19 protein-coding genes are annotated in these 25566 nt (G+C 56.0%); 17 read left to right on the top strand and 2 right to left on the bottom strand.

The window, feature by feature from the left end; translation table 11 throughout:
• Nucleotides 1-53 precede the first annotated feature (53 nt).
• From hemW to ACHZBF_RS16940, 4 genes are all read left to right on the top strand, one after another.
• Nucleotides 54-1217 carry a radical SAM family heme chaperone HemW gene (hemW, locus tag ACHZBF_RS16955; protein ID WP_321529086.1) on the top strand — a complete coding sequence of 388 codons (1164 nt, stop codon included), beginning with the start codon at nucleotides 54-56 and terminating at the stop codon, nucleotides 1215-1217.
• A 137-nt stretch (nucleotides 1218-1354) separates the two neighbouring features.
• Complete coding sequence (locus ACHZBF_RS16950; protein WP_037374633.1) at nucleotides 1355-1723, top strand: DUF3135 domain-containing protein; 369 nt, start codon at nucleotides 1355-1357, stop codon at nucleotides 1721-1723.
• A gap of 99 nt (nucleotides 1724-1822) precedes the next feature.
• Nucleotides 1823-2026 (top strand): 50S ribosomal protein L31, encoded by a 204-nt coding sequence (rpmE, locus tag ACHZBF_RS16945; protein ID WP_029132262.1) that lies wholly within the window; start codon nucleotides 1823-1825, stop codon nucleotides 2024-2026.
• A 484-nt stretch (nucleotides 2027-2510) separates the two neighbouring features.
• Nucleotides 2511-3806: a citrate synthase gene (locus ACHZBF_RS16940; protein WP_029132263.1), complete on the top strand. Its 1296-nt coding sequence runs from the start codon at nucleotides 2511-2513 to the stop codon at nucleotides 3804-3806.
• On the opposite strand, the gene ACHZBF_RS16935 is transcribed toward ACHZBF_RS16940, so the two are convergent.
• Together ACHZBF_RS16935 and ACHZBF_RS16930 are read right to left on the bottom strand one after the other, a co-directional pair.
• Complete coding sequence (locus ACHZBF_RS16935) at nucleotides 3803-4408, bottom strand: hypothetical protein (RefSeq protein WP_273440263.1); 606 nt, start codon at nucleotides 4406-4408, stop codon at nucleotides 3803-3805. The two genes, ACHZBF_RS16940 and ACHZBF_RS16935, sit on opposite strands and share 4 nt — an antisense overlap.
• Before the next feature lie 15 nt (nucleotides 4409-4423).
• Nucleotides 4424-6808, bottom strand: a complete 2385-nt coding sequence (locus ACHZBF_RS16930) for a penicillin-binding protein 1A (protein WP_321529085.1) — start codon at nucleotides 6806-6808, stop codon at nucleotides 4424-4426.
• A gap of 226 nt (nucleotides 6809-7034) precedes the next feature.
• Here ACHZBF_RS16930 and ACHZBF_RS16925 point away from each other — a divergent pair, with 226 nt between their 5' ends.
• From ACHZBF_RS16925 to ACHZBF_RS16865, 13 genes are all read left to right on the top strand, one after another.
• Nucleotides 7035-8111 (top strand): pilus assembly protein PilM, encoded by a 1077-nt coding sequence (locus ACHZBF_RS16925; protein ID WP_029132265.1) that lies wholly within the window; start codon nucleotides 7035-7037, stop codon nucleotides 8109-8111.
• Nucleotide 8112: 1 nt separating this feature from the next.
• Nucleotides 8113-8670 (top strand): PilN domain-containing protein, encoded by a 558-nt coding sequence (locus ACHZBF_RS16920; protein ID WP_029132266.1) that lies wholly within the window; start codon nucleotides 8113-8115, stop codon nucleotides 8668-8670.
• Nucleotides 8667-9251, top strand: coding sequence for a type IV pilus inner membrane component PilO (locus ACHZBF_RS16915; protein WP_029132267.1), 585 nt, complete (start codon nucleotides 8667-8669; stop codon nucleotides 9249-9251). The genes ACHZBF_RS16920 and ACHZBF_RS16915 overlap by 4 nt, the downstream gene beginning before the upstream one ends.
• Nucleotides 9251-9784, top strand: coding sequence for a pilus assembly protein PilP (locus tag ACHZBF_RS16910; RefSeq protein ID WP_157606702.1), 534 nt, complete (start codon nucleotides 9251-9253; stop codon nucleotides 9782-9784). The genes ACHZBF_RS16915 and ACHZBF_RS16910 overlap by 1 nt, the downstream gene beginning before the upstream one ends.
• 7 nt (nucleotides 9785-9791) lie before the next feature.
• The gene (gene pilQ / locus ACHZBF_RS16905) at nucleotides 9792-11978 is read left to right on the top strand and encodes a type IV pilus secretin PilQ (RefSeq protein ID WP_321529084.1); all 2187 of its coding nucleotides are present in this window, start codon (nucleotides 9792-9794) and stop codon (nucleotides 11976-11978) included.
• A 183-nt stretch (nucleotides 11979-12161) separates the two neighbouring features.
• A complete protein-coding gene (aroK, locus tag ACHZBF_RS16900; RefSeq protein WP_273440258.1) occupies nucleotides 12162-12680 on the top strand; it encodes a shikimate kinase AroK in 519 nt (172 codons plus the stop codon).
• Nucleotides 12681-12914: 234 nt separating this feature from the next.
• Nucleotides 12915-14015: a 3-dehydroquinate synthase gene (gene aroB / locus ACHZBF_RS16895; protein ID WP_273440257.1), complete on the top strand. Its 1101-nt coding sequence runs from the start codon at nucleotides 12915-12917 to the stop codon at nucleotides 14013-14015.
• The gene (locus ACHZBF_RS16890) at nucleotides 13990-15756 is read left to right on the top strand and encodes an AAA family ATPase (RefSeq protein WP_321529083.1); all 1767 of its coding nucleotides are present in this window, start codon (nucleotides 13990-13992) and stop codon (nucleotides 15754-15756) included. Before aroB ends, ACHZBF_RS16890 begins: the two co-directional genes overlap by 26 nt.
• Before the next feature lie 247 nt (nucleotides 15757-16003).
• Nucleotides 16004-20644, top strand: a complete 4641-nt coding sequence (gene gltB / locus ACHZBF_RS16885; protein WP_321529082.1) for a glutamate synthase large subunit — start codon at nucleotides 16004-16006, stop codon at nucleotides 20642-20644.
• A 2-nt stretch (nucleotides 20645-20646) separates the two neighbouring features.
• Entirely contained in the window at nucleotides 20647-22098 is a 1452-nt protein-coding gene (locus ACHZBF_RS16880; RefSeq protein ID WP_029132274.1) for a glutamate synthase subunit beta, read from the top strand.
• Nucleotides 22099-22443: 345 nt separating this feature from the next.
• Nucleotides 22444-22854 (top strand): hypothetical protein, encoded by a 411-nt coding sequence (locus ACHZBF_RS16875; protein ID WP_321529081.1) that lies wholly within the window; start codon nucleotides 22444-22446, stop codon nucleotides 22852-22854.
• Complete coding sequence (locus ACHZBF_RS16870) at nucleotides 22851-24035, top strand: FTR1 family iron permease (protein WP_273440253.1); 1185 nt, start codon at nucleotides 22851-22853, stop codon at nucleotides 24033-24035. The genes ACHZBF_RS16875 and ACHZBF_RS16870 overlap by 4 nt, the downstream gene beginning before the upstream one ends.
• A complete protein-coding gene (locus tag ACHZBF_RS16865) occupies nucleotides 24032-25492 on the top strand; it encodes a 4Fe-4S binding protein (RefSeq protein ID WP_321529080.1) in 1461 nt (486 codons plus the stop codon). The genes ACHZBF_RS16870 and ACHZBF_RS16865 overlap by 4 nt, the downstream gene beginning before the upstream one ends.
• Nucleotides 25493-25566: the final 74 nt, after the last annotated feature.

Below are 25566 nucleotides of genomic sequence, written 5' to 3'. Positions count from 1 at the left end.
ATGTTGATGGGGTGAAAACCGATTTTGATGGTTGTGAGCGAGAGGAATATCTGATGAGTCATAGGCCGCTACCGCCGCCGTTGGGGTTGTATATTCATCTGCCCTGGTGTGTACAAAAGTGCCCGTATTGCGATTTCAATTCTCATCAGGTGCGGACGGATTTGGCGGAAGGAGCGTATATCGAAGCCCTGCTCGCTGATCTCGATTATGAGCTGTCGCGCCACGCGACCGGCGACCGTGAATTGCACAGTCTGTTTATCGGTGGGGGTACCCCGAGCCTGTTTTCCGCCGAGTCAATCCATCGGCTGCTGATTGGTGTTAAGGCGCGTTTGCGCTGTGGTGCCGGGATGGAAGTGACCCTGGAGGCGAATCCCGGCACGCTGGAGCAGGGGCGTTATCGCGGTTATCGGGAGGCAGGGGTGAATCGCCTCTCCATCGGTGTGCAGAGCTTTCATCAGGAGTCCCTTGAGCGGCTTGGCCGGATACATGGCCCGGAGGAGGTGTTTGCGGCGATTGAAAGCGCCCGGTCTGCCGGTTTTGATTCAATCAATCTGGATCTGATGAGCGGTTTGCCGGGGCAGACCCTGGAGATGGCCTGTAAGGATGTGCGTCTGGCCATTGAAGCCAGCCCTGATCACATCTCCTATTACCAATTGACCCTTGAGCCGAATACCCCATTCCATCGTCAACCGCCTGTGGCCATGCCGGGTGAAGATAGGGCGCATGATTTTCAACTGGCGGGCCGCCAGCTGCTGGGGGATGCCGGCTATCAGCAGTATGAGGTGTCGGCCTACATGCGTAACGGCCGTGCTTGCCGGCACAATCTCAACTATTGGCGATTTGGCGACTACATCGGCATAGGCGCTGGAGCACATGGCAAGCTCACAGATTCTTCCTCCTGGCTTGTTGAGCGTGCGTGGCGTGTCAGGCAGCCGGATGAGTATCTGCGGAAAGCCGGTAGTGAGGCAGCGGTATCGGGCCGCCGGCAGCTTCTGCCTGCAGACCTGCTGATTGAATTTATGATGAATGCCCTAAGGCTAAAGGCGGGTTTTGCCGTGGAATTGTTCCCTGAAAGGACCGGGTTGGGCGAGGCTGATTTGTGGGCCGGGTTGGATGAATTACTCGGGCGCGGGCTACTGTTGCATGAGGACGGCATCATCAGGGCATCGGAATCCGGTTGGCTATTTTTGGATGACGTGGTTGCCGGGCTACTTTAAATGTGCGGTCATGTATAAGTGGATAGGGAGAGGGGTCTGAAAGCAGCAGCAATATCCGTGTGCTAGGATTTCATCATGGGGCTGTGAACTGGTTGCCGTTTGGGGATTAGCGGCGTGCCGGTGAGGAGGGATGAGCAATGGATTCGGCGGGTAATGGACAGAGGGTGGATTTTGATCAGTGGCTGAAGTTGGCCAACACCGATATGTCGGCGTTTGAAGCGCTGCGCAGGGCGACAATCAATCAGGTTATTGAGCAGGCGCCTGAAGAACAGCAGGATCGGCTGCGCCGACTGCAGTGGCGCATTGATCAGGAGCGCCGCCGCTGTAAAAGCCCCATGGGAGCCTGTATTCGGATTTCCAGGATGATGTGGGACCAGATGATGGGCGAAGGGGGGCTGGTTGAACGACTCCACGAGCTTACTAACAAAGGGTTCTCCGGCGCCATGAGTAGAGGGCGTTCAGCGAAGGTGATTCCGTTGGTTCCCGGACGTGGTCCTGGACGGTAGGTCGGGCTTGTGTCTTGCGTGATGTGTCGGTCTTGGCTATAATGCCCCGTTCACCCCGTCTTAATTATGCGGGTAGTTTGAGTTTATTCAGAGGCTGTCATGAAAGCGGATATCCACCCCCAGTACGAAGAGATTAAAGTGGCTTGCAGCTGTGGAAACGAGTTTACCACTCGTTCGGCGCTGTGTGAGGATCTGCACGTGGAAGTCTGCTCAGCCTGCCATCCGTTCTTCACCGGAAAACAGAAGATTATGGATACCGCTGGTCGTGTAGACAAGTTCCGCAAGCGTTATTCGCGCGGTTAAGCGTAGCGCAAAGCAGGAAATCAAATAAAAGGCACTTCGGTGCCTTTTATTTTTGCTTGAAAAGACTTCCGATAGTGTGGAGCGCAGGGATGCGCAGATGTGCTGGATGGCGCGTATCTTAAAAGAGTGTTGTTATTTAGTGGATGGTCTATGCTTTAACGCGTCTGCGCTTAACGGACCATCGACAATCCCTTCGCCTTCGGTATTCGGCAGTATTCAATATTTCAATGTGCTGTATTAAAAAATGCAGTCATTGCGTCCAAATATAATTTTGGTAGCATTGCTGCACTTGCAAAATTTTGGGAATTCTGCCCTGCAGCCGGGTGTTGGCAAATTTTCGTTTAGAAAGTGGTCAAATTGCCAGGCAGTTTAGAGGTAATGCATGTTGGACGATCGTCCGGTTACATGCTTAAGGGTTGTTCTGATCGGCCGACTGTTATATAAAAGGCCAGTTAGCCAGTTTATGGCAGGAGAAAGTGAACTTATGTCAGATAAAAAAGTAACCTTAACCAACAAAGTGGATGGAACCTCTGTAGATCTGCCTGTGTACAAGGGCACCGAAGGGCCGGAAGTCGCGGATATCTCGACCCTTTACAAGCACACCGGTATGTTTACCTATGATCCCGGTTTCGTGGCTACGGCAAGTTGCCGAAGTGCCATCACCTATATCGATGGTGATAAGGGTATCCTGCGTTATCGGGGGTATCCCATCGAACAGTTGGCCAAGGAGGCGAGCTTTCTCGAGGTGGCCTACTTGCTTATGTACGGCGACCTGCCTTCTGCCGAAGAGATGGCGAAATTTGATAACACCATTCGTCACCACACGATGATTAAGGAGACCTTGAAGAACTTCTTCGACGGTTTCCAGTATGATGCACACCCGATGGGTATTATGGTCGGCGTGGTGGGGTCACTCTCCGCCTTCTACCACGATTCCCTGGATATCAATAATCCACGGCATCGTGAAATTTCCGCCCACCGATTGATTGCCAAGATGCCGACCATCGCGGCGGCCAGCTACAAGCACAATGTTGGCGAACCCTTCATTTATCCGCGAAATGATCTGGACTATTGTGAAAACTTCCTGCGCATGATGTTCAGCAATCCCTGTGAGGAATACTCACCGGATCCGGTTGCGGTGAAGGCGATCAACACGCTGTTTATTCTGCATGCCGACCATGAGCAGAACGCCAGTACCTCGACCGTGCGTCTCTCAGGCAGTTCCCAGGCCAATCCGTTTGCCTGTATTGCAGCTGGGATCGCGTCTCTGTGGGGGCCCTCTCACGGTGGCGCCAATGAGGCAGTGCTCGATATGCTGAATGAGATCGGTGATGTCTCCCAGATCGACAAGTACATCGCCAAGGCCAAAGATAAGGACGATCCGTTCCGCCTGATGGGCTTTGGTCACCGTGTCTACAAGAACTTCGACCCGCGCGCCACCCTGATCCGTGAGGTGTGCCATGAGGTGCTTGAGAACATGAAGGATAACGACAATCCGCTGTTCGAACTGGCCCTGCGCCTTGAGCAGGTGGCCTTGGAGGACGAGTACTTTGTCGAGCGCAAGCTGTATCCGAATGTGGACTTCTACTCCGGCATTATCTATCAGGCGCTGGGCATTCCCACCAGCATGTTCACGGTGATGTTTGCCGTGGCCAGGACCGTTGGCTGGGTTGCTCACTGGATGGAAATGATGGATGACCCCGAGTTCCGCATCGGCCGTCCGCGTCAGCTCTACACCGGTGCCCCGAAGCGCGATTATGTTCCGGTAAGCAAGCGTTAGTCGGACGCGAGCAGCGTCAATAGTTGGTCCAGCGACGCCCCCTTCTGGGGGCGTCCTTCTGTCGGGTCCAGGGGCAGGTTGTGGCGTTCCGACTCCGGCAGCACAAGCAGCTCAATTTGGTGTTCGCCGGCATGGAAGCTGAATACTGTCCGCATAACGCGCTTTTTGTTGCTGTAATCCAGTGTTACTTCACGTTGTCGACACGGGATTTTCCAGTCCATCAGTGCGATCGCTACGGATTCAACAGTGTCGGAAAAGAGAATAAGCGTAACCGGAGTGTGCTGGTTTGCAACGCCGGTCAGTACCGGACCGATGAGACGTGGGTGGTAGGGGCTGAAAAGCCGCATGGCCTCCGCCGCACTTTTTCTGAGTTCATGCAGTTGTGTTGCCTGGGCGGTGGGTTGGAACAGCTGCAGGTGGTTTTTTAATGCCAGCTCGATTTCGCGGTTTTCCGGCAGCTGCCGCTGGTCCGTGCACCTCAGCCGCTTGGCGGCTTTGTTGCGGGCCTGGGCGTAGCTGAGGTCACTCTGCTCGGCAATTAATTGCGCCGCCTCAATAGCGATCTGATGCCTGAGCGCGCGGGGTGCTGAACGACGCGGCATGTCGATGCTCCTTGGTTAGAAAATCTGCTCCTCGCTGGCAGTACCCTTAATGGGTTTGCCCGGGTCGGTATTGGAAGCGGCCTCGCTGGAGCTTTCCCGTGGGGCATTTTCACTGCGAAAGACCTCAAAAATTGCATCATCCTGATCGACACTTGCGCGCTTTCCCGTCTTGGGGTCGATCCGTACGGTGACCATGCCGGTTGGGACTTTCAGCGGCTGTTCGGGAACATCGTTTAATGCGGTCTGCATGAATTCAATCCATGCCGGCAGTGCGGCACGCCCACCGACTTCACCTCGCCCGAGCGGTTTGGATGAATCAAACCCAACCCAGGTGATTGCCACCAGAGATCGATTGAAGCCGTTAAACCAGGCGTCACGCTGGTCGTTGGTGGTGCCGGTTTTGCCGGCGAGGTCCGAGCGTCCGAGCGAGCGGGCCTTGATCGCCGTGCCGCGGGATATCACGTCACGCATCATTGAATTCATCAAGTAGTGGTTCTGGGGGGAGATAACCCGTGGTGCAATCGGCAGGCCCGCGGAATTCTCTTCTGTGCAGCCGTCGCAGACGGTGACAGGCGTGGCTTGAAATATCAGCTCGCCATTGTCTCTTTCGATGCGGCTGATGAAATAGGGTTCCACCCTGAAACCGCCATTCGCCAGGATTGCGTAGGCCGATGCCATTTGTAATGGTGTGACTGCGCCGCTGCCCAGTGCCAGTGAGAGGTTGTGCGGCAGGTCGTCTGGATTGAAGCCGAATTTTTTTGCGTGCTCCAGGGCGTGTTCGATGCCCATGGATCGTAGCAGGCGTATTGAAACAAGGTTTCGGGATTTGGTTAATGCATATCTTAACCGGGTAGGGCCAAAGAATTTTCCACTGTAGTTCTCCGGGCGCCAGGCGCCCTCCAGGCTGGGGTCGTCAAACACAACGGGAGCATCGTTAATCAGGCTGGCGGCGGTGAAGCCTGCCTCGAGTGCCGCGGAGTAGATGATGGCCTTGAAGCCTGAGCCAGGCTGGCGCATGGCTTGTGTAACCCGGTTGAACTTGCTGTGATAGAAGTCGTATCCGCCCGACAGTGTCTGGATGGCTCCATTGTCCGGATGAAGTGATATAAAGGCACTTTCGGCTGCAGGTATCTGAGCAAGTCGGAGTCTTGCTCCGTCATCCCCGCTTTCTGCCAGCACCCGAACCAGGTCTCCTGGCTTAATGATCTCATCCGCGCGTTGGGGTTTAGGGCCAACCCTGTTTTCAGTTTTAAACGGTCGCGCCCACTCCAGTCCCTCCCACGACAAGGTTTCATAGCGGCCTTCTCCGAGATAGAGAGTGGCGCTTTTTTCTTCAATGCCGGTGACAATGGCGGGCGGCAGGTCACCGACGATCCGGTGATCCCTGAGGAGTGCATCCAGTGTGTGGTCGTCTTCGTTGCCAGAGAGATTGAGGTGTTGTTCGGCGCCGCGATAGCCATGCCGCAGATCGTAGGCTTGCAGATTGTTTCTCAGAGCCCGGTTGGCGACGGACTGTAGTTTGCTGTCGATGGTGGTGTAGACGTTAAAGCCGGTGGTGTAGGCGTCGTTGCCATATCGGTCGAACATTTCGGCTCTGACCATTTCGGCGATATAGGGTGCGTCGGCCTCGGTTTGGGCGGTATGCAGTGATGCAGTGATTGGTATTGCCCTGGCCGCCATCTCTTCCTGTTCAGTGATGAAGCCAAGCTTCGCCATGCGTCCGAGTACATAGTCCCTTCTTTGTAGCGACCGCTCAGGGTCGGCCAGTGGATTGTAGCGGGAAGGCGCCTTGGGCAGGCCCGCAATCATGGCGATCTGTGGCAGTGTCAGCTGGTCTACCGTTTTTCCGTAGTAGACCATGGCGGCAGCACCAACCCCATAGGCACGATTGCCCATATATATCTTATTAAGGTATAGCTCCAGTATCTCCTCTTTTGTCAGTTCATTCTCTATGCGAAGGGACAAAAAAATCTCACTGAACTTGCGTGTGAAGGTCTTTTCGCTGGAAAGGAAAAAATTTCGTGCTACCTGCATGGTGATAGTGCTGCCGCCCTGCCGGCGTTCACCGGTAAGTAGCAATTGGTAGGCGGCCCGCATCAATCCCTTGTAGTCGACACCCGGATGCTCAAAAAAACGATCATCCTCGGCGGCTAAAAAAGCCTGAACCATCGGTTCGGGTATGGCATTATAGCTTAGAGGGATGCGGCGCATTTCACCAAACTCGGCAATGAGTTTGTGATCGCTTGAGTAAACGCGTAACGGAACCTGAAATTTGACGCTTTTCAGATTCTCGGTGGAGGGGAGTGAGGGTTCAAGATAGTAGTAGAGTGACGCAACAGCGATTGCGCCGGCGATGGATCCCAGCAGGCCGAGCCAAAGGAAAAACCTGATCAGTTTCATTAACCACTTCATGAGCCAGTTCACGGATTGTGTATTGATGGGGATCCAGAATATATTGTCCGGGGGATACGTGGCTATATTAACAAAAATGTGTTGTTGTGACAGTCTTAGAGAAAAAATACTTCACAAGAAAATCATTTACTGCTATATAGTTAACTATTCTAATTAAAGGAAAACCTAAAAGTTCTCCGTAAAGCCATATTATAATTGCGAGAAAGGAAACGCGATGGTCCCTTTTTTCGGATCCAAGAAGCAGGCAATGCTTGGGCTGGATATCAGTTCGACGGCAGTAAAACTGCTTGAGTTGAGTAAATCATCAGGCAGGTCGGGCGCCCAATTCAGGGTTGAGGCCTATGCTGTCGAGCCGTTGCCGGCAAATGCAGTAGTAGAGAAGAATATCGCCGATGTCGATGCCGTTGGGCAGGCGATCCAAAACGTGATCAGGCGATCCGGCAGCAAGGCGCGTCAGGCGGCCGTGGCTGTTTCCGGTTCAGCAGTAATCACCAAGATTATTACCATGCCCGCATCGCTCTCCGATGCTGAGATGGAGAGTCAGATTCAACTCGAAGCCGATCAGTACATCCCTTATCCGCTGGAAGAGGTGAATCTGGATTTCGAGATTCTCGGTTCATCCGAGAAGAACCCTGAAATGATGGATGTATTACTGGCTGCTTCCCGTAGCGAGAACGTTGATGACCGTGTTGCGGCCCTGGAAATAGCCGGGGTGACTGCCAGTGTTGTTGATGTTGAAGCCTATGCAATGGAAAATGCCTTTAGCCAGATCGTTGATCAACTGCCGGACGGTGGCGATGATCAGACGGTTGCGATTGCAGACATCGGGGCCACCACCACCACGCTCAATGTTCTTCGAAATGGCAAGATCATCTATACGCGGGAACAGAACTTCGGTGGCAGACAGCTGACTGAGGAGATTCAGCGACGCTACGGTCTCTCGCATGAGGAGGCCGGTATGGCCAAACGTCAGGGTGGACTTCCCGACAATTACGTACCTGAAGTGCTGGAGCCGTTTAAGGATGCAATGGCGCAGCAGGTCAGCCGCTCGCTGCAGTTTTTCTTCTCGTCCAGTGCCTATAACAGCGTCGATCATATCATCCTTGCGGGCGGGAGTTCCTCGATCCCGGGTGTCGATGAATTGATAGAAGAGAAAATTGGCACGCCGACGATTGTCGCCAATCCCTTCGCAAATATGTCTGTTTCATCCAATGTAAAACCCCAGGGGTTAAGTAACGATGCGCCATCGCTGATGATTGCCTGCGGACTCGCATTAAGGAGTTTCGACTAATATGGCCCATATTAATCTACTTCCCTGGCGGGAGAACCTTAGAAAAAAGCGCCAAAAGGATTTTGGCATGTCGGTACTGCTTGCCCTGATTTTAGCAGGTGGCGCTTGTGGTGGGGTTCACTTCTATATTGAAGACATGATCAGCCACCAGGAGGGTCGCAACGGCTATCTCGGACAGGAGATTGCAATAGTCGATAAAAAAATAAATGAAATCAAGGATTTGGAAAAACAAAAGGCTCAGCTGATCGCCCGTATGAATGTCATTCAGTCGTTGCAGGGGAGCAGGCCGCAGATTGTCCACCTGTTTGATGAGCTGGTCACGACCATCCCGGATGGCACCCACCTTACCAAGCTGGAACAAAAGGGCGATGGGGTGACAATGAACGGGATAGCCGAGTCCAACGCCCGGGTCTCCGCCTATATGCGAAACATCGAGTCGTCGGCCTGGCTGGGCGGCCCTTCCCTCCAGGTGATCACAAGTACTGAAAAATCCAAGGGCACATTCACCCTGATGGCCAAGCAGATTGACCACAACAAGGATAAAGGGGGTCAGCAATGAACCTTCAGGAGTTGAATGAACTCGATCTAAATAATATCGGCAATTGGCCGACACCTGTAAAGGCGTTCATTATCCTTCTGCTCTGCGTTGGTGTAGGGGTTGGTTGGTATTATTTCAATACCGAAGAGCAGTTGCTCAACCTGGAGACGGCGGAGAAGAAAGAGCAGGCATTGCGGGTAGAGTTTGAGCGCAAGCAGGCCAAGGCAGTAAATCTGGAGAAATACAAGAAGCAGCTGGAAGAGATGAAGCAATCTTTTGGTGCCATGCTGCGACAGTTGCCGAACAAGACCGAGGTGGCGGACCTGCTGGTGGATGTCTCGCAAACCGGACTCGCTTCCGGGCTGGAGTTTGAGCTGTTTGATCCACAGGATGAGGTTCCACGGGAGTTTTATGCTGAATTGCCGATACAACTGCGGGTATTTGGCGGCTACCACGAGCTGGGTGCCTTTATCAGTGGCTTGGCGGCACTGCCGCGTATTGTGACCATTCATGATGTTTCCGTTACACCGCGTAAAGAGGGTGTGTTGGTGATGTCGGCAACGGCAAAGACATACCGCTATCTGGAAGAGGAGGCGAATTGATGTTGAGTAAAAAATTCATTCGTCTCGCTGCGGTGCTGTTCCCGGCTCTCTTGTTGTCGGCCTGCGCAGACAGGAGCATGCACGATCTGAAGAGCTATGTGGACGAGGTGAAATCCAGGAAAGCGGGGCATATTGAGCCGCTGCCCGAGATTAAGCCTATAGAAACTTTTACCTATATCAGCGATGGACGGCGAAGCCCATTTGAGTCTCAAAGTCAGGGGGAGGAGACGGCTGGACAGAATGCGGCCAATGGGTTGTCACCCGATTTCAACCGCCGCAAGGAAGAGCTGGAGAGTTATCCGCTCGATTCGCTGCGGATGGTGGGGCTGCTTGAACAGCTGGGTATCACCTGGGCGTTGATACAGACACAAGAGAAGACAATTCACCGGGTAAAGGCGGGCAATTATCTTGGCTCCAACTATGGACAGATAACCCAGATCAGTGAAACCCAGGTTGAGTTGACGGAGATTATTCCGGACGGCCAGGGAGGATACCGTGAGCGGCAGGCCTCCTTGGCATTGGCAGGAGAGTAACAGGGCTATGTTAATGAATAATAAACCACTCGATGCAAAACAGTGGAACCATGCTGGCAGTGCTGTGTCAGGTTCCATAATTTCCCTGCGGTCGTTCTGGGCTGTTTGTCTTCTATTCTTCGTTTCACTAGCACCTGTTTATGCGGCAGATAATGTCCTGAAAGAGTTAACCTTTTCTGCATTGCCTGGTGATGATGTCGTTATCACCCTGCGTGCGGAGGGGCCGATGGAAAAACCGCAAATGTTCACTACCGATAACCCGGCACGCATTGCGCTGGATTTTTTCGGTATGTCCAACGGCCTGGATAGTAAAACCCAAGCCATCGGAATTGGCATGGCGCGCAGCGTAACGGCCATTGAGGCGGGAGACCGCACCCGGGTAGTGGTTAACCTGATCGAGTCGACAGGCCATGACATTGTGGTGAATGGAAATCAGTTGGAGATCACCATCAAAGGCGGTGCCCGGGTAGCGGCAAGCAGAACCGGTGTCGCCACAGCCACGCCCGCAATGTCCACTCCCCGAGGTAATGCTGCACAATCGGCCGATAGCTTGCGCAATGTGGACTTCCGACGTGGCGATGGGGGTGAGGGACAGGTGATTCTGACCCTGGGCAATCCCACGGCAGCCGTGGATTTGCGCGAAGAGGGCGGCAGGGTTGTCCTGGATATTTTGAATACGTCACTTCCAGAGAGCCTGATGCGCAAGTTTGACGTGGGCGATTTTGCCACGCCGGTGAAGCAGTTCGAAGTGACCAGCCAGGGTGAGAATGTCCATATTGAGATTATGGCAACGGGCGAGTATGAACACCTTGCCTATCAGGCCAATGACCTCTTTACCGTTGAATTCCGCGCGCTGACCAAAGAGGAAAAAGAGGAGATCCAGCGCCGTAAGGAGACCTTCACGGGTGAGCGGCTGTCGCTCAATTTCCAGGATATCGAGGTGCGCGCCGTCCTGCAGTTGTTGGCGGATTTTACCGGACTGAATCTGGTCACTTCGGATACGGTCACCGGGAACATCACACTCCGGTTGAAGAATGTGCCTTGGGATCAGGCGCTCAGCATCATTATGAAAACCCGCGGGCTCTCCATGCGTCAGAATGGCAATGTCCTGCTGATCGCGCCCACCGAAGAGATCGCCGCGCGCGAGAAACTGGAGCTGGAGTCCCAGCGGCAGATAGAAGAGTTGGCGCCGCTGTTTTCAGAGTATATACAGCTCAATTATGCCAAGGCGACGGATATCCAGAAGCTGCTGAAGGCGGAAGGCAATCAGCTGTTAACACCGGATCGCGGCAATGTCACTTTCGACGAAAGAACCAATACCCTGTTGGTGCGGGATACGGCGGCCAAGCTGGATGATATACGCAGGTTAATCAACCGGCTAGATGTGGCTGTCAGGCAGGTCCTGATTGAGTCACGCGTGGTGATTGCCAACGATGATTTCGCCAAGGATATTGGTGTGCGGTTTGGTTTGAGTACCCACCTCAAGCAGGACGGCAACTTCCTGGATATCAACGGCACCCAGGATGGCTACATTGGTGGCACGGCGGGTCTTCATGAAGGGACATTGGAGTCTCCTGCCGGGTCGGGGACTGATGGCTTGCTGGTGAATCTGCCCCAGACACTGAGTGCATCCAGAGGCGGAGCGATAAACTTTATCGCCGGAAAGCTGGGTTCCTATCTGCTGCAACTGGAGCTGTCGGCCATGCAGCAGGAAGGCAAGGGCGAAATCGTCTCCAGTCCCCGGGTGGTTACCTCGGATCAGAGTACTGCGGTGATCAAGCAGGGTGTAGAAGTGCCTTATCAGGAGGCCAGCTCCAGCGGTGCGACCTCGGTATCCTTCAAGGAGGCAGTACTGAAGCTTGAGGTGACGCCCCATATCACCCCGGATGACCGGGTTATCATGGATCTGAATATCACCAAGGATAATCCCGACTTTTCGCGCTCTGTATTGGGTGTTCCGCCGGTAGATACCCGGGCGATAGAGACGTCTGTGCTGGTTGAAAACGGTGAGACGGTGGTTTTGGGTGGTGTGTTTGAGCGAACGGAGTCCAGCAGTAAGGAGCGTGTTCCCTTCTTTGGCGACCTTCCTTATGTCGGCTTCATGTTCAAGCAGGAGTTACGCAGAGATGAGAATAAGGAGCTGCTGATCTTCGTGACCCCGAAGATTCTCAAGGATACCCTCTCCGCCCGTTGATGTGCGGAGCTATTTGCTGAACCAAGAAGGGTCTATCTTGGATAGACCCTTCTTGTTTTGGGTCGACAATAGCGGTTTAGGAAGGGGGTGGCCGGGCCATTGCCCTCAAAATGTCTGGCAATTAATATTGATGGCCCCTTTTTCATTGTCTGCCGCTACAAAATCTGGCATACCTAGCTGTCTATGAATCATCCTAACAACATTTTTCTGATTGGGCCCATGGGGGCGGGTAAAAGTACCATTGGCCGTCAGGTGGCTTCACTGCTTGGTCTGGACTTCGACGATACGGATCATGAGATTCAGCGGCGCACAGGTGTCGATATTCCCACTATCTTTGATTATGAGGGCGAAGAGGGGTTTCGCAAGCGCGAAAGTGCCGTGATTGATGATCTTACCCAGCGTGGCAGTCTGGTGCTGGCCACTGGAGGAGGGTCCATCCTTAATCCGGACAATCGCCGTAACTTGAGTAGTCGCGGTTTTGTCGTCTATCTATACTGCAGTCCGGAACAGCAGTATGAGCGTACCTTGCGCGACAGGAGTCGGCCCTTACTGCAGACGGAAGACCCATTGGGTACATTGCAGGCACTGATGGCGGAGCGCGATCCGCTGTATCGGGAAACGGCGGATATCGTTGTGACCTCGGAGAAGCGTAGCGCCTCGGCGGTGGCCAACGAGATTGTCAGAAAGCTCAGGCCTGAGTGAATCCAGTTGGGTTTTCAGGGTTTAGTGGTCAGAATGCCGTTTTTGGCATGCCAGGAATTTATCTCGATTTTTTTGCAAGGTCGCAAAACATGCAAGGTAAATGAACGGTCAAATGTTACGGGCAGATCCCTGGTCATCACACACACTAGAGGCCTGCGCTGGTATTAGAGTTTTAGATTCTCGTTTCGTTGTGCCCTTGGTATCTGTGAAAGAGATTGATAAATAGATCAGGTAATGAATAATCCAACCAGCATTTTGAACGTTGATCTCGCCGAGCGCTCATATCCCATCTATATTGGTACGAATCTGATCGGCGACAGCGCGGTTTACCGACCTCATATTCATGGACAGCAGGTGCTGGTCGTGTCGAACACCACGGTGGCCCCGCTCTATCTGGAGGCGGTTAAATCGGCTCTTCAGGAGTATCAGGTCCAGACGGTCATTCTGCCGGATGGGGAGCAGTATAAATCCCTGGCGGTCTGGCAGCAGATTATTGATACGTTATTGGAAAACCGGTTCGACAGACGCTGTACGGTGATCGGATTAGGCGGTGGTGTGGTTGGCGATATGGCGGGGTTCGCCGCTGCCTGTTATCAGCGCGGAGTCTATTTCATTCAGGTGCCGACTACGCTCCTGGCCCAGGTGGATTCATCGGTTGGCGGTAAAACCGGGGTCAATCATCCGCTGGGCAAAAACATGATTGGCGCCTTCTATCAACCACAATGCGTTATTGCCGACATACAAACGCTGTCCACGCTGGATAATCGGCAGCTCTCCGCTGGACTGGCCGAGGTGATTAAGTATGGGCTGATTGGCGACCCCGACTTTTTCGCCTGGCTGGAGCAGAACGTGGACGGATTAATGGCCCGTGACCAGGCATTGCTGGCCTATGCAATCGAGCGCTCCTGCAGTGATAAGGCCAGTGTTGTCGCGGCGGACGAGCGCGAGGCGGGCAATCGCGCCCTGCTCAATCTGGGACACACCTTCGGCCATGCGATTGAAACCGGCATGGGCTATGGTGAGTGGCTGCATGGTGAGGCGGTCGGTGCCGGTATCTGCATGGCGGCAGATTTGTCACGCCGGCTGGGATGGATCACCGAATCCGATCAAGCCAGGATCGCCTCATTAATTGTCCGCGCCGAACTGCCAATATATCCCCCGAATAACATAAATGCTGAACAGTTTATGCAGCTGATGTCCGTGGATAAAAAGGTACTTGCGCAGAAGATCCGCCTGGTTTTGATGCGGCGGCTGGGCTATTCAGTAGTGACCGATGATTTTGATCCGGACCTTTTGAAGGTAACCCTGAATGAGTATGGAAGAACGAGCGGCTGACGCTGAAGAGAGTGCTATACCCTCTCGCGAGCATGGCAGTGATTCCGCCCAGGGGAGAGCCGCGACTTTTTTCTCAACCCCGGAACTCAGGCAGAGACTGGATCTGCTGAGACACCTTACTGATAACAGTGAAAAAATACTGTTGATCAAGGGGGTTGATGGTTCCGGAAAGAGTACGTTGTTGCAGCAGTTTCGTCAGCTGTCCCGCGATGAGTGGGTGATCTGTTGTCTGAATGCGGATCACATGCTGCAGCCGGATCAGTTCTTTTCGCTCCTTTTTCGAAGATTCGGATTAGCCGATTCGGCGGCGATGAATATCGATGAATTGCTTAAGCGCTTTGAGATGCTGCAAGCTGCCGGGCGTTTGCCGATCATTGTGATCGATGATGCCCATCTGTTACCTGTAGCGACGCTGATTGCACTGTTCCGTTTGTTTGAACGTCGCCCTGGAAACAGGGCGCTGATTCGGATGGTGCTGTTTGCCACACCAGAAATCAACACCCAGTTTCAGACGCCGCAACTGCAGGCGATGAATCTGCAGAGCGTTCAGTCCCTTGAAATGCCGCTGTTCGATATGGCGCAAGCGCAAGCATTTATAGGCTTTCTGCTTGATTTGGAGGACAAGCAGCGGGGGTTGAAGCTGGCAGCGGGCCGAATAGAGCGAATTATCAAGGAATCGGCGGGTGTGCCGGGAGTACTGGAAGCGCAATTACAAAGCGTTTTTGCTGTTGCCCCGGATCGAGCCGTGGAAACCGTAGCTGAGACAGGCAGAAAAAAAACCATTGATGTCAGGACAATTCTGGCGGACCTGCCGGTATCTGTTTTGGTTGGTGCCCCTCTGTTGGGGCTGCTATTGCTGCTGACACTGATTTTTCAGGATGAGATAAATGGCCTGTTCGATCAGACCGGTACGGAGCCGGTGGCAGAAGATGCTGCGATGCCCAGAGAGGACGGATTGCGCCCCTTGAAGCTCCCTGAGCCGGGTAATAGCGTGGAACCACCAAGTCTCGTATCTACGCCAGTGGATCCCCCCCCTGAAGAGATGCCCACCGAGATAATCACCCCCATAGAGGACTCGGGAATGTCTGGGTTGGCGCCAGGCGAACCGCAACAGGAGGCGGTTCCCTTGGTCGAGCCCAAGGTGGTGGCACCTTCCCCGGTCGCTGTCGATGAGTTCGTGCCGCCGGAAGTCGCTACGCCTCCGGCTGATGCTGCGGTCACTGGGACGGTAACCGATACTAACGCTGCGGTCACTGCAACGGTAACCGATTCGCCGCCGACGGAAGCGCCGGCTCCGGCAGAAATGCCCATCGGTAATGAACCGGCACAACCTGCCCCGGCTGAATCTGCAGAGGTTGGGCAGGCGGGTCCGCCAGCTGCCGAAGCCGCGGTGGTTGAGGTGTTGCCAGAGCCCCCGGTTTCGGTGAAAACGACGGCTGAAAAGTCTGTCAAGGACGAAAAATGGATATTGACCCAAAGGCCCGGCGCCTACACACTGCAGCTGGTAGGTGTTCGGGACGGGGCAGCGGCTAAACGGTTTATCGATCAGCACCGGTTGAAGGGCGATGTCGCCTACTTCAAGACGTTCCGGTCGGGTCAGCCTTGGTATTCGGTGGTCTACGGTGTCTATGCCGACAGGTCCGCCGCATTAAAGGCCCGGGAGACCTTGCCGCCCGCTCTGCGGAATAGCGATGTCTGGCCGCGCACTTATGCCTCTATCCAGGCGGTTGTAGGTAAGTAGAGGATCGGTCGCTTCCTGAATACCCCCTCCCATCAGAGGAAATTAAAGCCGTTTAGCAAATGACTGGCCTGGAGCGGAGTTTTCCATTATCCTGCAGGGTTCTGTCCGGCCGGAATTCCTGGTGATGGGCATTCTTCAGCCAGTTTGGACGAACCCCGAAGTGCGATTTTTCGGGTCTTACGTCCATGTTTACAACGGGTAGAGAGCAGTTGTTGCCGTATTCTGCCCCGATAAGATGAGGTTTACGATGGGCCAAGGCGCTTTGCCAACGAAGCAGGGACTATATGATCCCCGTAACGAACACGATGCCTGTGGCGTCGGTTTTGTCGCCAATATCAAGGGCCGCAAGAGCCGCAAGATTGTTGAGCAGGGGCTGGAGATACTGGAACGGCTGACGCACCGTGGTGCGGTTGGCGCAGATCCACGTGCCGGTGACGGTGCCGGGATACTAATTCAGATACCTGATGCCTTTTTCCGGGAACTGCTGGATTTTGACCTGCCGGAACCGGGCGAGTATGCCGTTGGCATGCTGTTTCTACCTCGTGATGAGGCCGCCAGGGCGCGAGCCGAAGGTACGGTAAGCCGTTTCGTCGAGGACGAGGGACAGAGCATTATCGGCTGGCGTGATGTTCCAGTGGATAACCAGGGACTTGGCTATAGTGTAAAACCGACCGAACCTCATATAAAACAAGTGTTTATAGGCTGTGGCTCGAATTGTTCCGACCAGGCCGCGTTTGAACGCAAGCTCTTTGTCATTCGAAAACAGATTGAGAAGGTGATTCGAGAGAACGGCCTGGAGAAGGGTGAGTCCTTTTATTTCACTTCCCTCTCCTCCCGCACCATTACCTACAAAGGCATGTTGCTGTCCGATCAGGTGGGTGAGTATTATCCGGACCTGAAGGATGGGCGCATGGTGTCGGCGCTGGCGCTGGTGCACCAGCGTTTCTCCACCAATACCTTCCCGACCTGGGATTTGGCCCATCCGTTCCGCATGATCGCCCACAATGGCGAGATCAATACTTTACGCGGTAATGTCAACTGGATGGCGGCGCGCAAGCACTCCATGGCCTCGGAGATCCTGGGGGACGACCTGGCCAAGGTGTGGCCGTTGATCCCGGAGGGGCAGTCCGACTCCGCGTCGTTCGACAACGCCCTGGAACTGCTGGTGCAGGGCGGTTATTCCCTGGCCCACGCCATGATGATGCTGATTCCGGAGGCCTGGTCGGGCAACCCGTTAATGGATGAATCCCGGCGCGCCTTCTATGAATACCACGCGGCCCTGATGGAGCCGTGGGACGGGCCGGCGGCGGTTGCCTTTACCGATGGACGGCAGATTGGCGCGACCCTGGATCGCAATGGCCTGCGCCCCGCCCGTTACCTGATCACCGACGATGATATGGTGATGATGGCCTCGGAGATGGGTGTCCTGGATATCCCGGAAGCGCGCATTATCAAGAAATGGCGCCTGCAGCCGGGCAAAATGTTCCTGATCGACCTGGAAGAGGGGCGCATTATCGACGATGCCGAGATCAAGGAGCAGCTCTCTGCTGAACATCCCTACCAGGATTGGCTGGATCAGACCCAGATCCACCTGGATCATCTGCCGGAAGTGGTGGGTGCCATGTCACCGGACCCAGAGACCCTGCTGGACAGCCAGCAGGCCTTTGGCTACACCCAGGAAGACATCAAATTCCTGCTGACGCCAATGGTGTTGACCGGCCAGGAGGCGACCGGCTCCATGGGTGCGGATAATCCGCCATCGGTGCTTTCCAATCGGCCAAGGCACCTGTCGACCTATTTCAAACAGAATTTCGCCCAGGTGACCAATCCGCCCATCGACCCGATCCGTGAAGAGATTGTGATGTCGCTGGTCTCGCTGATCGGCCCTCGCCCCAACCTGCTGGGCATTGGCCAGAGCAAACCGGCCATGCGGTTGGAGGTGCACCAGCCGATCCTGACCAACAGCGACTTGGAGCGGATTCGCAACATTGAAGATAATACGGGTGGTGCCTTCCGTACCCGCACCCTGAATATCTGTTTCAAGGCAGCCAAGGGTGCCTCGGGCCTGAAACTGGCGCTGGATGCACTGGGGCATGCCGCGGAAAAGGCCGTGCTGGAGGGGTACAACATCCTGATCCTTTCCGATCGCCGGGTCGATGCGGACAATATTGCCATCCCGGCCCTGCTGGCGGTGTCGGCGGTGCATCACCATCTGATCCGCAAGGGTCTGCGTACCGAGTCGGGGCTGGTGGTTGAGACCGGCGCGGCGCTTGAGGTACACCATTTTGCCACCCTGGCAGGCTATGGCGCCGAGGCGATCAATCCCTACGTGGCATTTGATACCATCCAGTCCCTGCTGCCCTCGCTGCCGGAGCAGCCCTGTTTCCAGGACGCGCAGAAACGTTACATCAAGGCCATAGGCAAAGGCCTGAAGAAGGTCATGTCCAAGATGGGCATCTCCACCTATCAGTCGTACTGTGGGGCGCAGATCTTTGATGCCGTGGGTCTTTCCAGCAGCTTTGTTGAGCAGTATTTCACCGGTACCTCCAGCATGATCGAAGGCGCCGGACTGGACGAAGTTGCGCAGGAGGCGTTGCGCCTGCATGCCAACGCCTACGGAAATAATCCGATCTATCGCAAGCATCTGGATGTGGGTGGCGACTACGCCTACCGGCAACGCGGCGAAGAGCACGCCTGGACGCCGGACTCCATCGCCAAGGTCCAGCACGCCTCACGGGCCAACGACGCCAAGAGTTATGCGGAGTTTTCGCGCCTGATCAACGAACAGGACGAGCGTCTGCTGGCTTTCCGCGGGCTGTTTGATTTCAACTGGGCCAGTGAACCGGTCCCGCTGGACGAGGTTGAGCCGGCGAAGGAGATCGTCAAGCGTTTCGCCACCGGGGCAATGTCCTTCGGTTCGATCTCCTATGAGGCCCACTCCACCCTGGCGATGGCGATGAATGCCATCGGCGGGAAATCCAATACGGGTGAAGGCGGTGAAGAGCCGAGCCGGTTCAATCCGCTGCCGGACGGGTCGGCCAATCCGCAACGCTCCGCTATCAAGCAGGTGGCCTCCGGTCGTTTCGGTGTCACCACCGAATACCTGGTTAACTCGGACGATATTCAGATCAAGATGGCACAGGGCGCCAAGCCGGGCGAAGGCGGTCAATTGCCGGGCCACAAGGTGAACGCCCAGATTGCCCGGGTGCGTCACTCCACGCCAGGCGTGGGGCTGATCTCGCCACCGCCGCATCACGATATCTATTCGATCGAGGATCTGGCGCAGCTGATCCACGACCTGAAGAATGTGCAGCCGAAATCCCGCATCTCGGTGAAGCTGGTTTCCGAGGTCGGTGTTGGTACCGTGGCCGCCGGCGTGTCCAAGGCTCATGCCGATCATGTCACCATCTCCGGTTTTGATGGTGGAACCGGCGCCTCGCCCCTTACCTCCATCAAACATGCCGGCTCCTCTTGGGAGATCGGTCTGGCGGAGACTCATCAGACCCTGGTGTTGAACAAGCTGCGTGGCCGTATCTCTGTCCAGGTGGACGGTGGCCTGCGGACAGGGCGTGACGTGGTGGTCGGTGCCCTGCTGGGCGCGGATGAGTTTGGGTTTGCCACCGCACCGCTGATTGTCGAGGGCTGTATCATGATGCGTAAATGTCATCTGAATACCTGCCCGGTCGGCGTCGCAACCCAGGATCCGGAATTGCGCAAGCGCTTCACCGGCAAGCCGGAGCATGTGATCAACTATTTCTTCTTCGTTGCCGAAGAGGTGCGCCAGTTGATGTCCAGGCTGGGTTTCCGCACGGTCAATGAAATGATCGGCCAGACCGATCGATTGGATACCCGTAAAGCGGTGACCCACTGGAAGGCCAAGGGGCTCGACTTCTCGCGCATTCTGGCCAAACCGGTGGCCGGGGAGGGCGTGGCGATCTGTAATACCGAGACCCAGGACCACGGGCTGGACAAGGCGGTCGATCATCAGTTGATCGAGATGGCCCGGCCGGCTCTGGAACAGGGTGAGGCGGTCAAGATCGAGATCGATATCCACAACTACAACCGCACCTTCGGCACCATGCTGTCGGGTCGGGTTGCAGAGAAATATGGTCATGCGGGCCTGCCGGACGACAGCATCTACATCAAGGCCAAGGGTACGGCAGGGCAGTCTCTGGGCGCCTGGCTGGCGAAGGGTGTGACCATCGAGTTGGCGGGTGAAGGTAATGACTACGTCGGCAAGGGGTTATCGGGCGGCCGCATCGTGGTCTACCCGCCGGCAGAATCGGGCATCGACAAGGCGGAAGAGAACATTATCGTCGGCAATACCGTGCTCTATGGCGCCATTGAAGGCGAATGCTATTTCCGGGGTGTCGGTGGCGAGCGTTTCGCAGTGAGAAACTCCGGCGCGACAGCGGTGATTGAAGGAGTCGGCGACCACGGCTGTGAATACATGACCGGGGGCGTGGTAGTCTGCCTGGGCTCAACCGGAAGAAACTTTGCCGCCGGCATGTCGGGTGGCATCGCCTATGTGCTGGATGAGGACGGTACTTTTGAGCAGCGTTGTAATCTCTCCATGGTCGATCTGGAGCCGATCAGGGATGAGGACGATGCCCTGGAGACACTGGATCACCAGGGTGGTGACCTGGAAACCAAGGGGCGTGTTGATGTCAGTCATGATATGACCCGCTTCGATTCCATTCGTCTCAGGCAGCTGGTTCAGAACCATCTGCATTACACCAATAGCGCAGTTGCACAGAAGATTCTCGACAACTGGAGTGAGTATCTGCCGAAGTTCGTCAAGGTTATGCCGGTGGATTATCGTCGTGCCCTGCTTGAGATGCAGGTGGCGCAGGCGAGAAGTAATGAAGTTGTCAAGGGGGATCATTAATCATGGGCAAGCCAACAGGATTCAAGGAGTATCCGCGTCAGGATCGCAGCTATGCGCCGGTGGCCGACCGGCTGACTCATTTCAATGAGTTTACGATTGAACTGAGTAGTGACGAGCTCAGCATCCAGGGTGCACGTTGTATGGACTGCGGCATCCCGTTCTGCCACAAGGGCTGCCCGGTGGATAATATTATCCCCGACTGGAATGATCTGGTTTATCACAAGGACTGGAAATCGGCCATTGAAGTCCTGCACTCCACCAACAACTTTCCCGAGTTCACCGGACGCATCTGTCCCGCCCCCTGCCAGGAGGCGTGCACGCTCAATCTGACCGACGAGCCGGTGACCATCAAGAGTATCGAACTGGCGATTGTTGAGAAGGCGTGGGAAGAGGGCTGGATTCAACCGCAGATCGCCCGTCACAAGAGCGGAAAGCGGGTGGCCATCGTCGGCTCCGGACCGGCCGGTCTGGCCTGCGCACAACAGTTGGCAAGAGTGGGCCACTCGGTCTCGGTATTTGAGAAAGAGAACCGGATTGGCGGTCTGTTGCGCTACGGGATTCCCGATTTCAAATTGAACAAGAAGGTGATCGACCGCCGAATGGGGCAGATGCAGGCGGAAGGCGTCAAGTTTCACGCCAACACGCACATCGGTATCGACATTTCCGCCAAGACCCTGGTGGACAAGTTTGACGCGGTGGTGCTGACCGGCGGTGCCGAGCAGCCACGGGACCTGCCGGTGCCTGGTCGTGAGCTGAACGGCGTCCACTTCGCCATGGATTTTCTGCGCATGAACAGTCACAGGGTGCAGGGTGACGATGTAGGTGACGACTTTATCTCCGCCGCGGGCAAGCATGTGCTGGTGATCGGCGGTGGTGATACCGGTTCCGACTGTATCGGCACCTCCAATCGCCAGGGCGCAGAAAGCGTCACCCAGATCGAGATCATGCCGCGACCGCCGGAGAAAGAGGACAAGCTGACGGTCTGGCCCTACTGGCCGAACAAGATGCGCACCTCCAGCTCCCAGGAAGAGGGCTGTGAGCGCATGTGGAGTGTCGCTACCAAGGAGTTTATCGATGACGGAAAAGGCAATGTAAAGGCCGTTCGCTGCATCAAGGTGGAGTGGCAGCAGGCCGAGCCGGGTGGTTGGAAAATGACCGAGGTGGCCGGTTCCGAATTTGAGCTGAAGGCCGACCTGGTGACCCTGGCCATGGGATTTGTGCACCCGGTGCATGAGGGCATGTTGAATGAGCTGGGGGTGGATCTGGATGACCGTGGCAACGTCAAGGGAGAGACCGAAGGGGTTGAGGCGTATCGCACCTCCATCGGTGGGGTTTTTTCCGCAGGCGATATGCGCCGCGGGCAATCCCTGGTGGTGTGGGCCATTCGTGAGGGCCGCCAGTGTGCCCGTGCCGTGGATGAATACCTGATGGGGGGTTCGGAACTGCCGCGCTAGCCAGTTATCGCCGGAGGCGATTGGAAAAAAGGGCGATGGCCGCTAAGGCCATCGCCCTTTTTTTGTGTCTGTCTCACTGGCGGTGTAAAGGGTGTGCCGTATCCGGTTTGTCCCTGACCGGTATTCCCCCTGTTCCGGAATCGATTAGTACTAGGTGTGCACTGCATTATCGGCAACCGGGCGGCGGTCGAGGTTGTTTGGGCATCCGCATTCTGCGGGTGTGAATAAATTCTTGTTGATATCGCTATTACGAATCGTTACCATTCGCATATCATTATTTCCAGTGGCACTCTTCGCCGACTCCGCTGGAGTGTCGATGAATGGCGCATGCGTCAACGAGGTGGTATGAAAAACGCTTTTCTTTCTCTGTGGATTTTACTGTTGCCTGCTATCGGCTGGGCTGACCAGCTTCCAGGTTGGTCGGGCGTGGCCGAGGAGGTAGTACGGCATATCGACGTGGCCGAGCAATCCTATTTGGCTGGCGACGTCAAACAGGCCAAGCGCTCAGTTGTAAGCGCTTACTTCGGCGTTTTTGAAGAACGCAAGATGGAAGCGGCGATGCGCATGGAGTTGGGGGCCAGGCATACCTATCAGGTAGAGCGGCAGTTTGGTGATCTGCGCAAGACGATCCAGAAGGGGTTGGATGGCGCGGAGGTGAGCGCCATTGCTGATTCGATACGGCTGGCGATGCGGCGGGATGCGGCATTATTGGACCAGGCCGGTATCCCCCTGGAAGTGTTCAGGGTGAATCAATGACTATCCGTTGGCTGCTGCTCCTGCTGCTCATTCCGTCAGCCTGCTTCGGGGCTGAAGGGACACCGGATTTTCGTGCCGTGGTGACCGAGTTGTCTCGCCAGGGGGATCAGTTCGTGGCTGCTTATCTCCCGGAGAATGGCATGGGTACGGCGGATGCCGTGTCCGGGCTCTATTTCGATATCTTTGAGGGAAGCGGCATGGAGGCGGCCATCGGCATGCGGGACCCGGCGTTGAAAAGTGAACTGGAGTCCCGTTTCGGCAAGGTCATCGGGCTGGCCTCCCGTGAACGCGCCGCTGATGAAGTACGGGTGGCCTGGCAGGAGTTGCGGACTCATCTGCAACAGGTTGCCGATGCCCAGAAGCCGGCAGAAGACGGTTTTTGGGGTCTGCTAGTGCAGTCGTTCCTGATCCTGTTGCGCGAGGGGTTTGAGGCGATGCTGGTCATCACCGCACTGGTGGCCTACCTGCGCCGACAGGGGGCTGTGGATCAGGTTCGCGTGGTCTATCACGGCACAGCCTGGGCGCTATTGGCCAGTCTGGTGACCGCCTGGCTGTTTGGTGTGGTGCTACAGATATCCGGCGCCGGCCGTGAGGCCCTGGAAGGGGTGACCATGCTGCTGGCCTCGGCGGTGCTGTTCTACGTCAGCTATTGGCTGATCTCGAAGAGCGAGGCGGCCCGCTGGCAGGCCTTTATCCATGCGCAGATCAACAGTGCCCTGTCGAAGGGCAGTACCTTTGCGCTTGGCCTGGCCGCCTTCCTGGCGGTCTATCGTGAAGGTGCCGAGACAGTACTGTTCTACCAGGCCCTGAACGGTCAGGCGAATGGTCAGTGGTGGCCACTGCTGATCGGGTTTGCACTGGCCCTGGGAGCTCTGCTGCTGCTCTACCGGCTGATGCAGGCGGCCTCGTTCCGGCTGCCGATTGGGCTGTTTTTCACCCTGACCGCCGTGCTGCTCTACTATCTCGCCGTCACCTTTGCCGGCAATGGCGTACTGGAGCTGCAAGAGGCCGGCTGGCTGGGGATTACCCCGATTGATGGGTTCGCCAGGATCAGTTGGCTGGGTCTTTATCCTACCCTGGAGACCCTGACCGCCCAGCTCTTGCTGATCATTCCGCTACCCCTGGCTATCGCCTGGTGGTGGCATCGGCGTCGATCTGCACCGGCGGGGGCCGGGTCGTGAATGCACCTGCGCAACAGAAACTGACTGGGAGCCTGGCCGCTGAACAGTTGGCGTCCCTGCCGATACGGATTCCGGGAACCGTGGATGCCCGTATCGCCGGGCCGGTGGAGGCGTTTTTCGTGCGCCAGCGTGATCGGTTGGTGTGGTTGCATGCCGGCATGTTTCTGTTTTTCCTCGCCGTCATCTTCCTGCCGCTGTTTCTCCCGGAAGCCGCGGAAAACGCTACCCCGCTGAACGACTTCACCCGCTTCGCCAATTACGCCATGTGGGGTCTCTGGTTTCCGCTCGTGTTCATATCGGTGATTTTTACCGGGCGCAGCTGGTGTGGCATCTTCTGTCCCATGGGGGCGGCCTCCGAATGGGCCAACAAAAAGGGTCTGCAACGACCGATCCCGGCCTGGGTGCGCTGGGAAGGCACGCCAATAATCAGTTTCCTGCTGATCACCCTGCTGGGCCAGACGGTGGGTGTACGGGATCACCCGGAGGCAGTGGCCGAGGTGTTTGGCGGCACCCTGCTGCTGGCGATACTGCTGGGGTTTGTCTATGGCCGGAACAAGCGGGCCTGGTGTCGCCACATGTGCCCGATCGGCCTGCTGCTGGGCGTCTTCTCCCGCATCGGCGCGGTGCAGTTTGCCCCCAAGCGGAAGAAGCCCGGCGGAGACCGCTTCACCGAGAAGGGTGTCTGCCCGACCATGATCGATATCCCGCGCAAGGAGGAGTCGCGCCACTGCATCGAATGTTTCCGCTGCGTCAATCCCCACTCCCGCGGCGGGCTCTACCTGCGATTACGGCCGCCGGGTGAGGAGATTGCCCAGATTCGCCGACATCATCCCAACCCCTACGAGGTGGTCTTCTTGTTCATGGGGACTGGGATCGCCCTGGGCGGTTTTCTCTGGCTGGTGCTGCCCCAGTACCAGCAGCTGCGCCAGGCGGTGGGTAGCTGGTTCATTGGACATGGCTGGTACTGGATTGGCGAGTCGGGCCCCAGGTGGTTGATGAGTGTGCACCCGGAGCGGCGCGAGGTGTTCAACTGGCTCGATTTTTCCATGATCGTCGGTTTCATGCTGGCGGTGATGCTGCTGCTCAGCCTGGTGTTGTCCCTGACCACCGGCTTGTCGGCCTGGCTGGCGGGTCGCCTGGGGGCTGGCCGTGGATTGGTGGAGCGCTTTGTCGAGCTGGGTTACCAGTATGCACCGGTGGCCATGGTCTCGCTGGTGTTGGGTTTGGGCGGTGAGCTGTTTGCCCCGCTCATCACACTGGGTCTGTCCGATGCCATGGTTGGCTTGCTGAAGGGGGGGCTGTTCTGCCTTGGGTTACTCTGGAGCCTCTATCTGGGACGGCAGATCCTGCTCAATCAGGGATTGTGCGGTGCCGGATTGTGGGTGCCGCTGTTGCCGGGAGTGACTGGTAGCATGCTGGTGGGGCTGGCCTGGTGGCCGGCCATATTTGGAATTTAGTCTTGCCTCGCCGGGGAGGTCTCTGGCGGGGTTTTTTTTGGCTCAACAATGCGAATGAGTCGTATTAATAATAG

Source organism: Sedimenticola selenatireducens, assembly GCF_963675335.2.
GTDB lineage: Bacteria > Pseudomonadota > Gammaproteobacteria > Chromatiales > Chromatiaceae > Sedimenticola > Sedimenticola selenatireducens.
The sequence above is the reverse complement of the archived record's forward strand: the minus strand, read 5'-3'. Positions and strand labels throughout refer to the sequence as shown.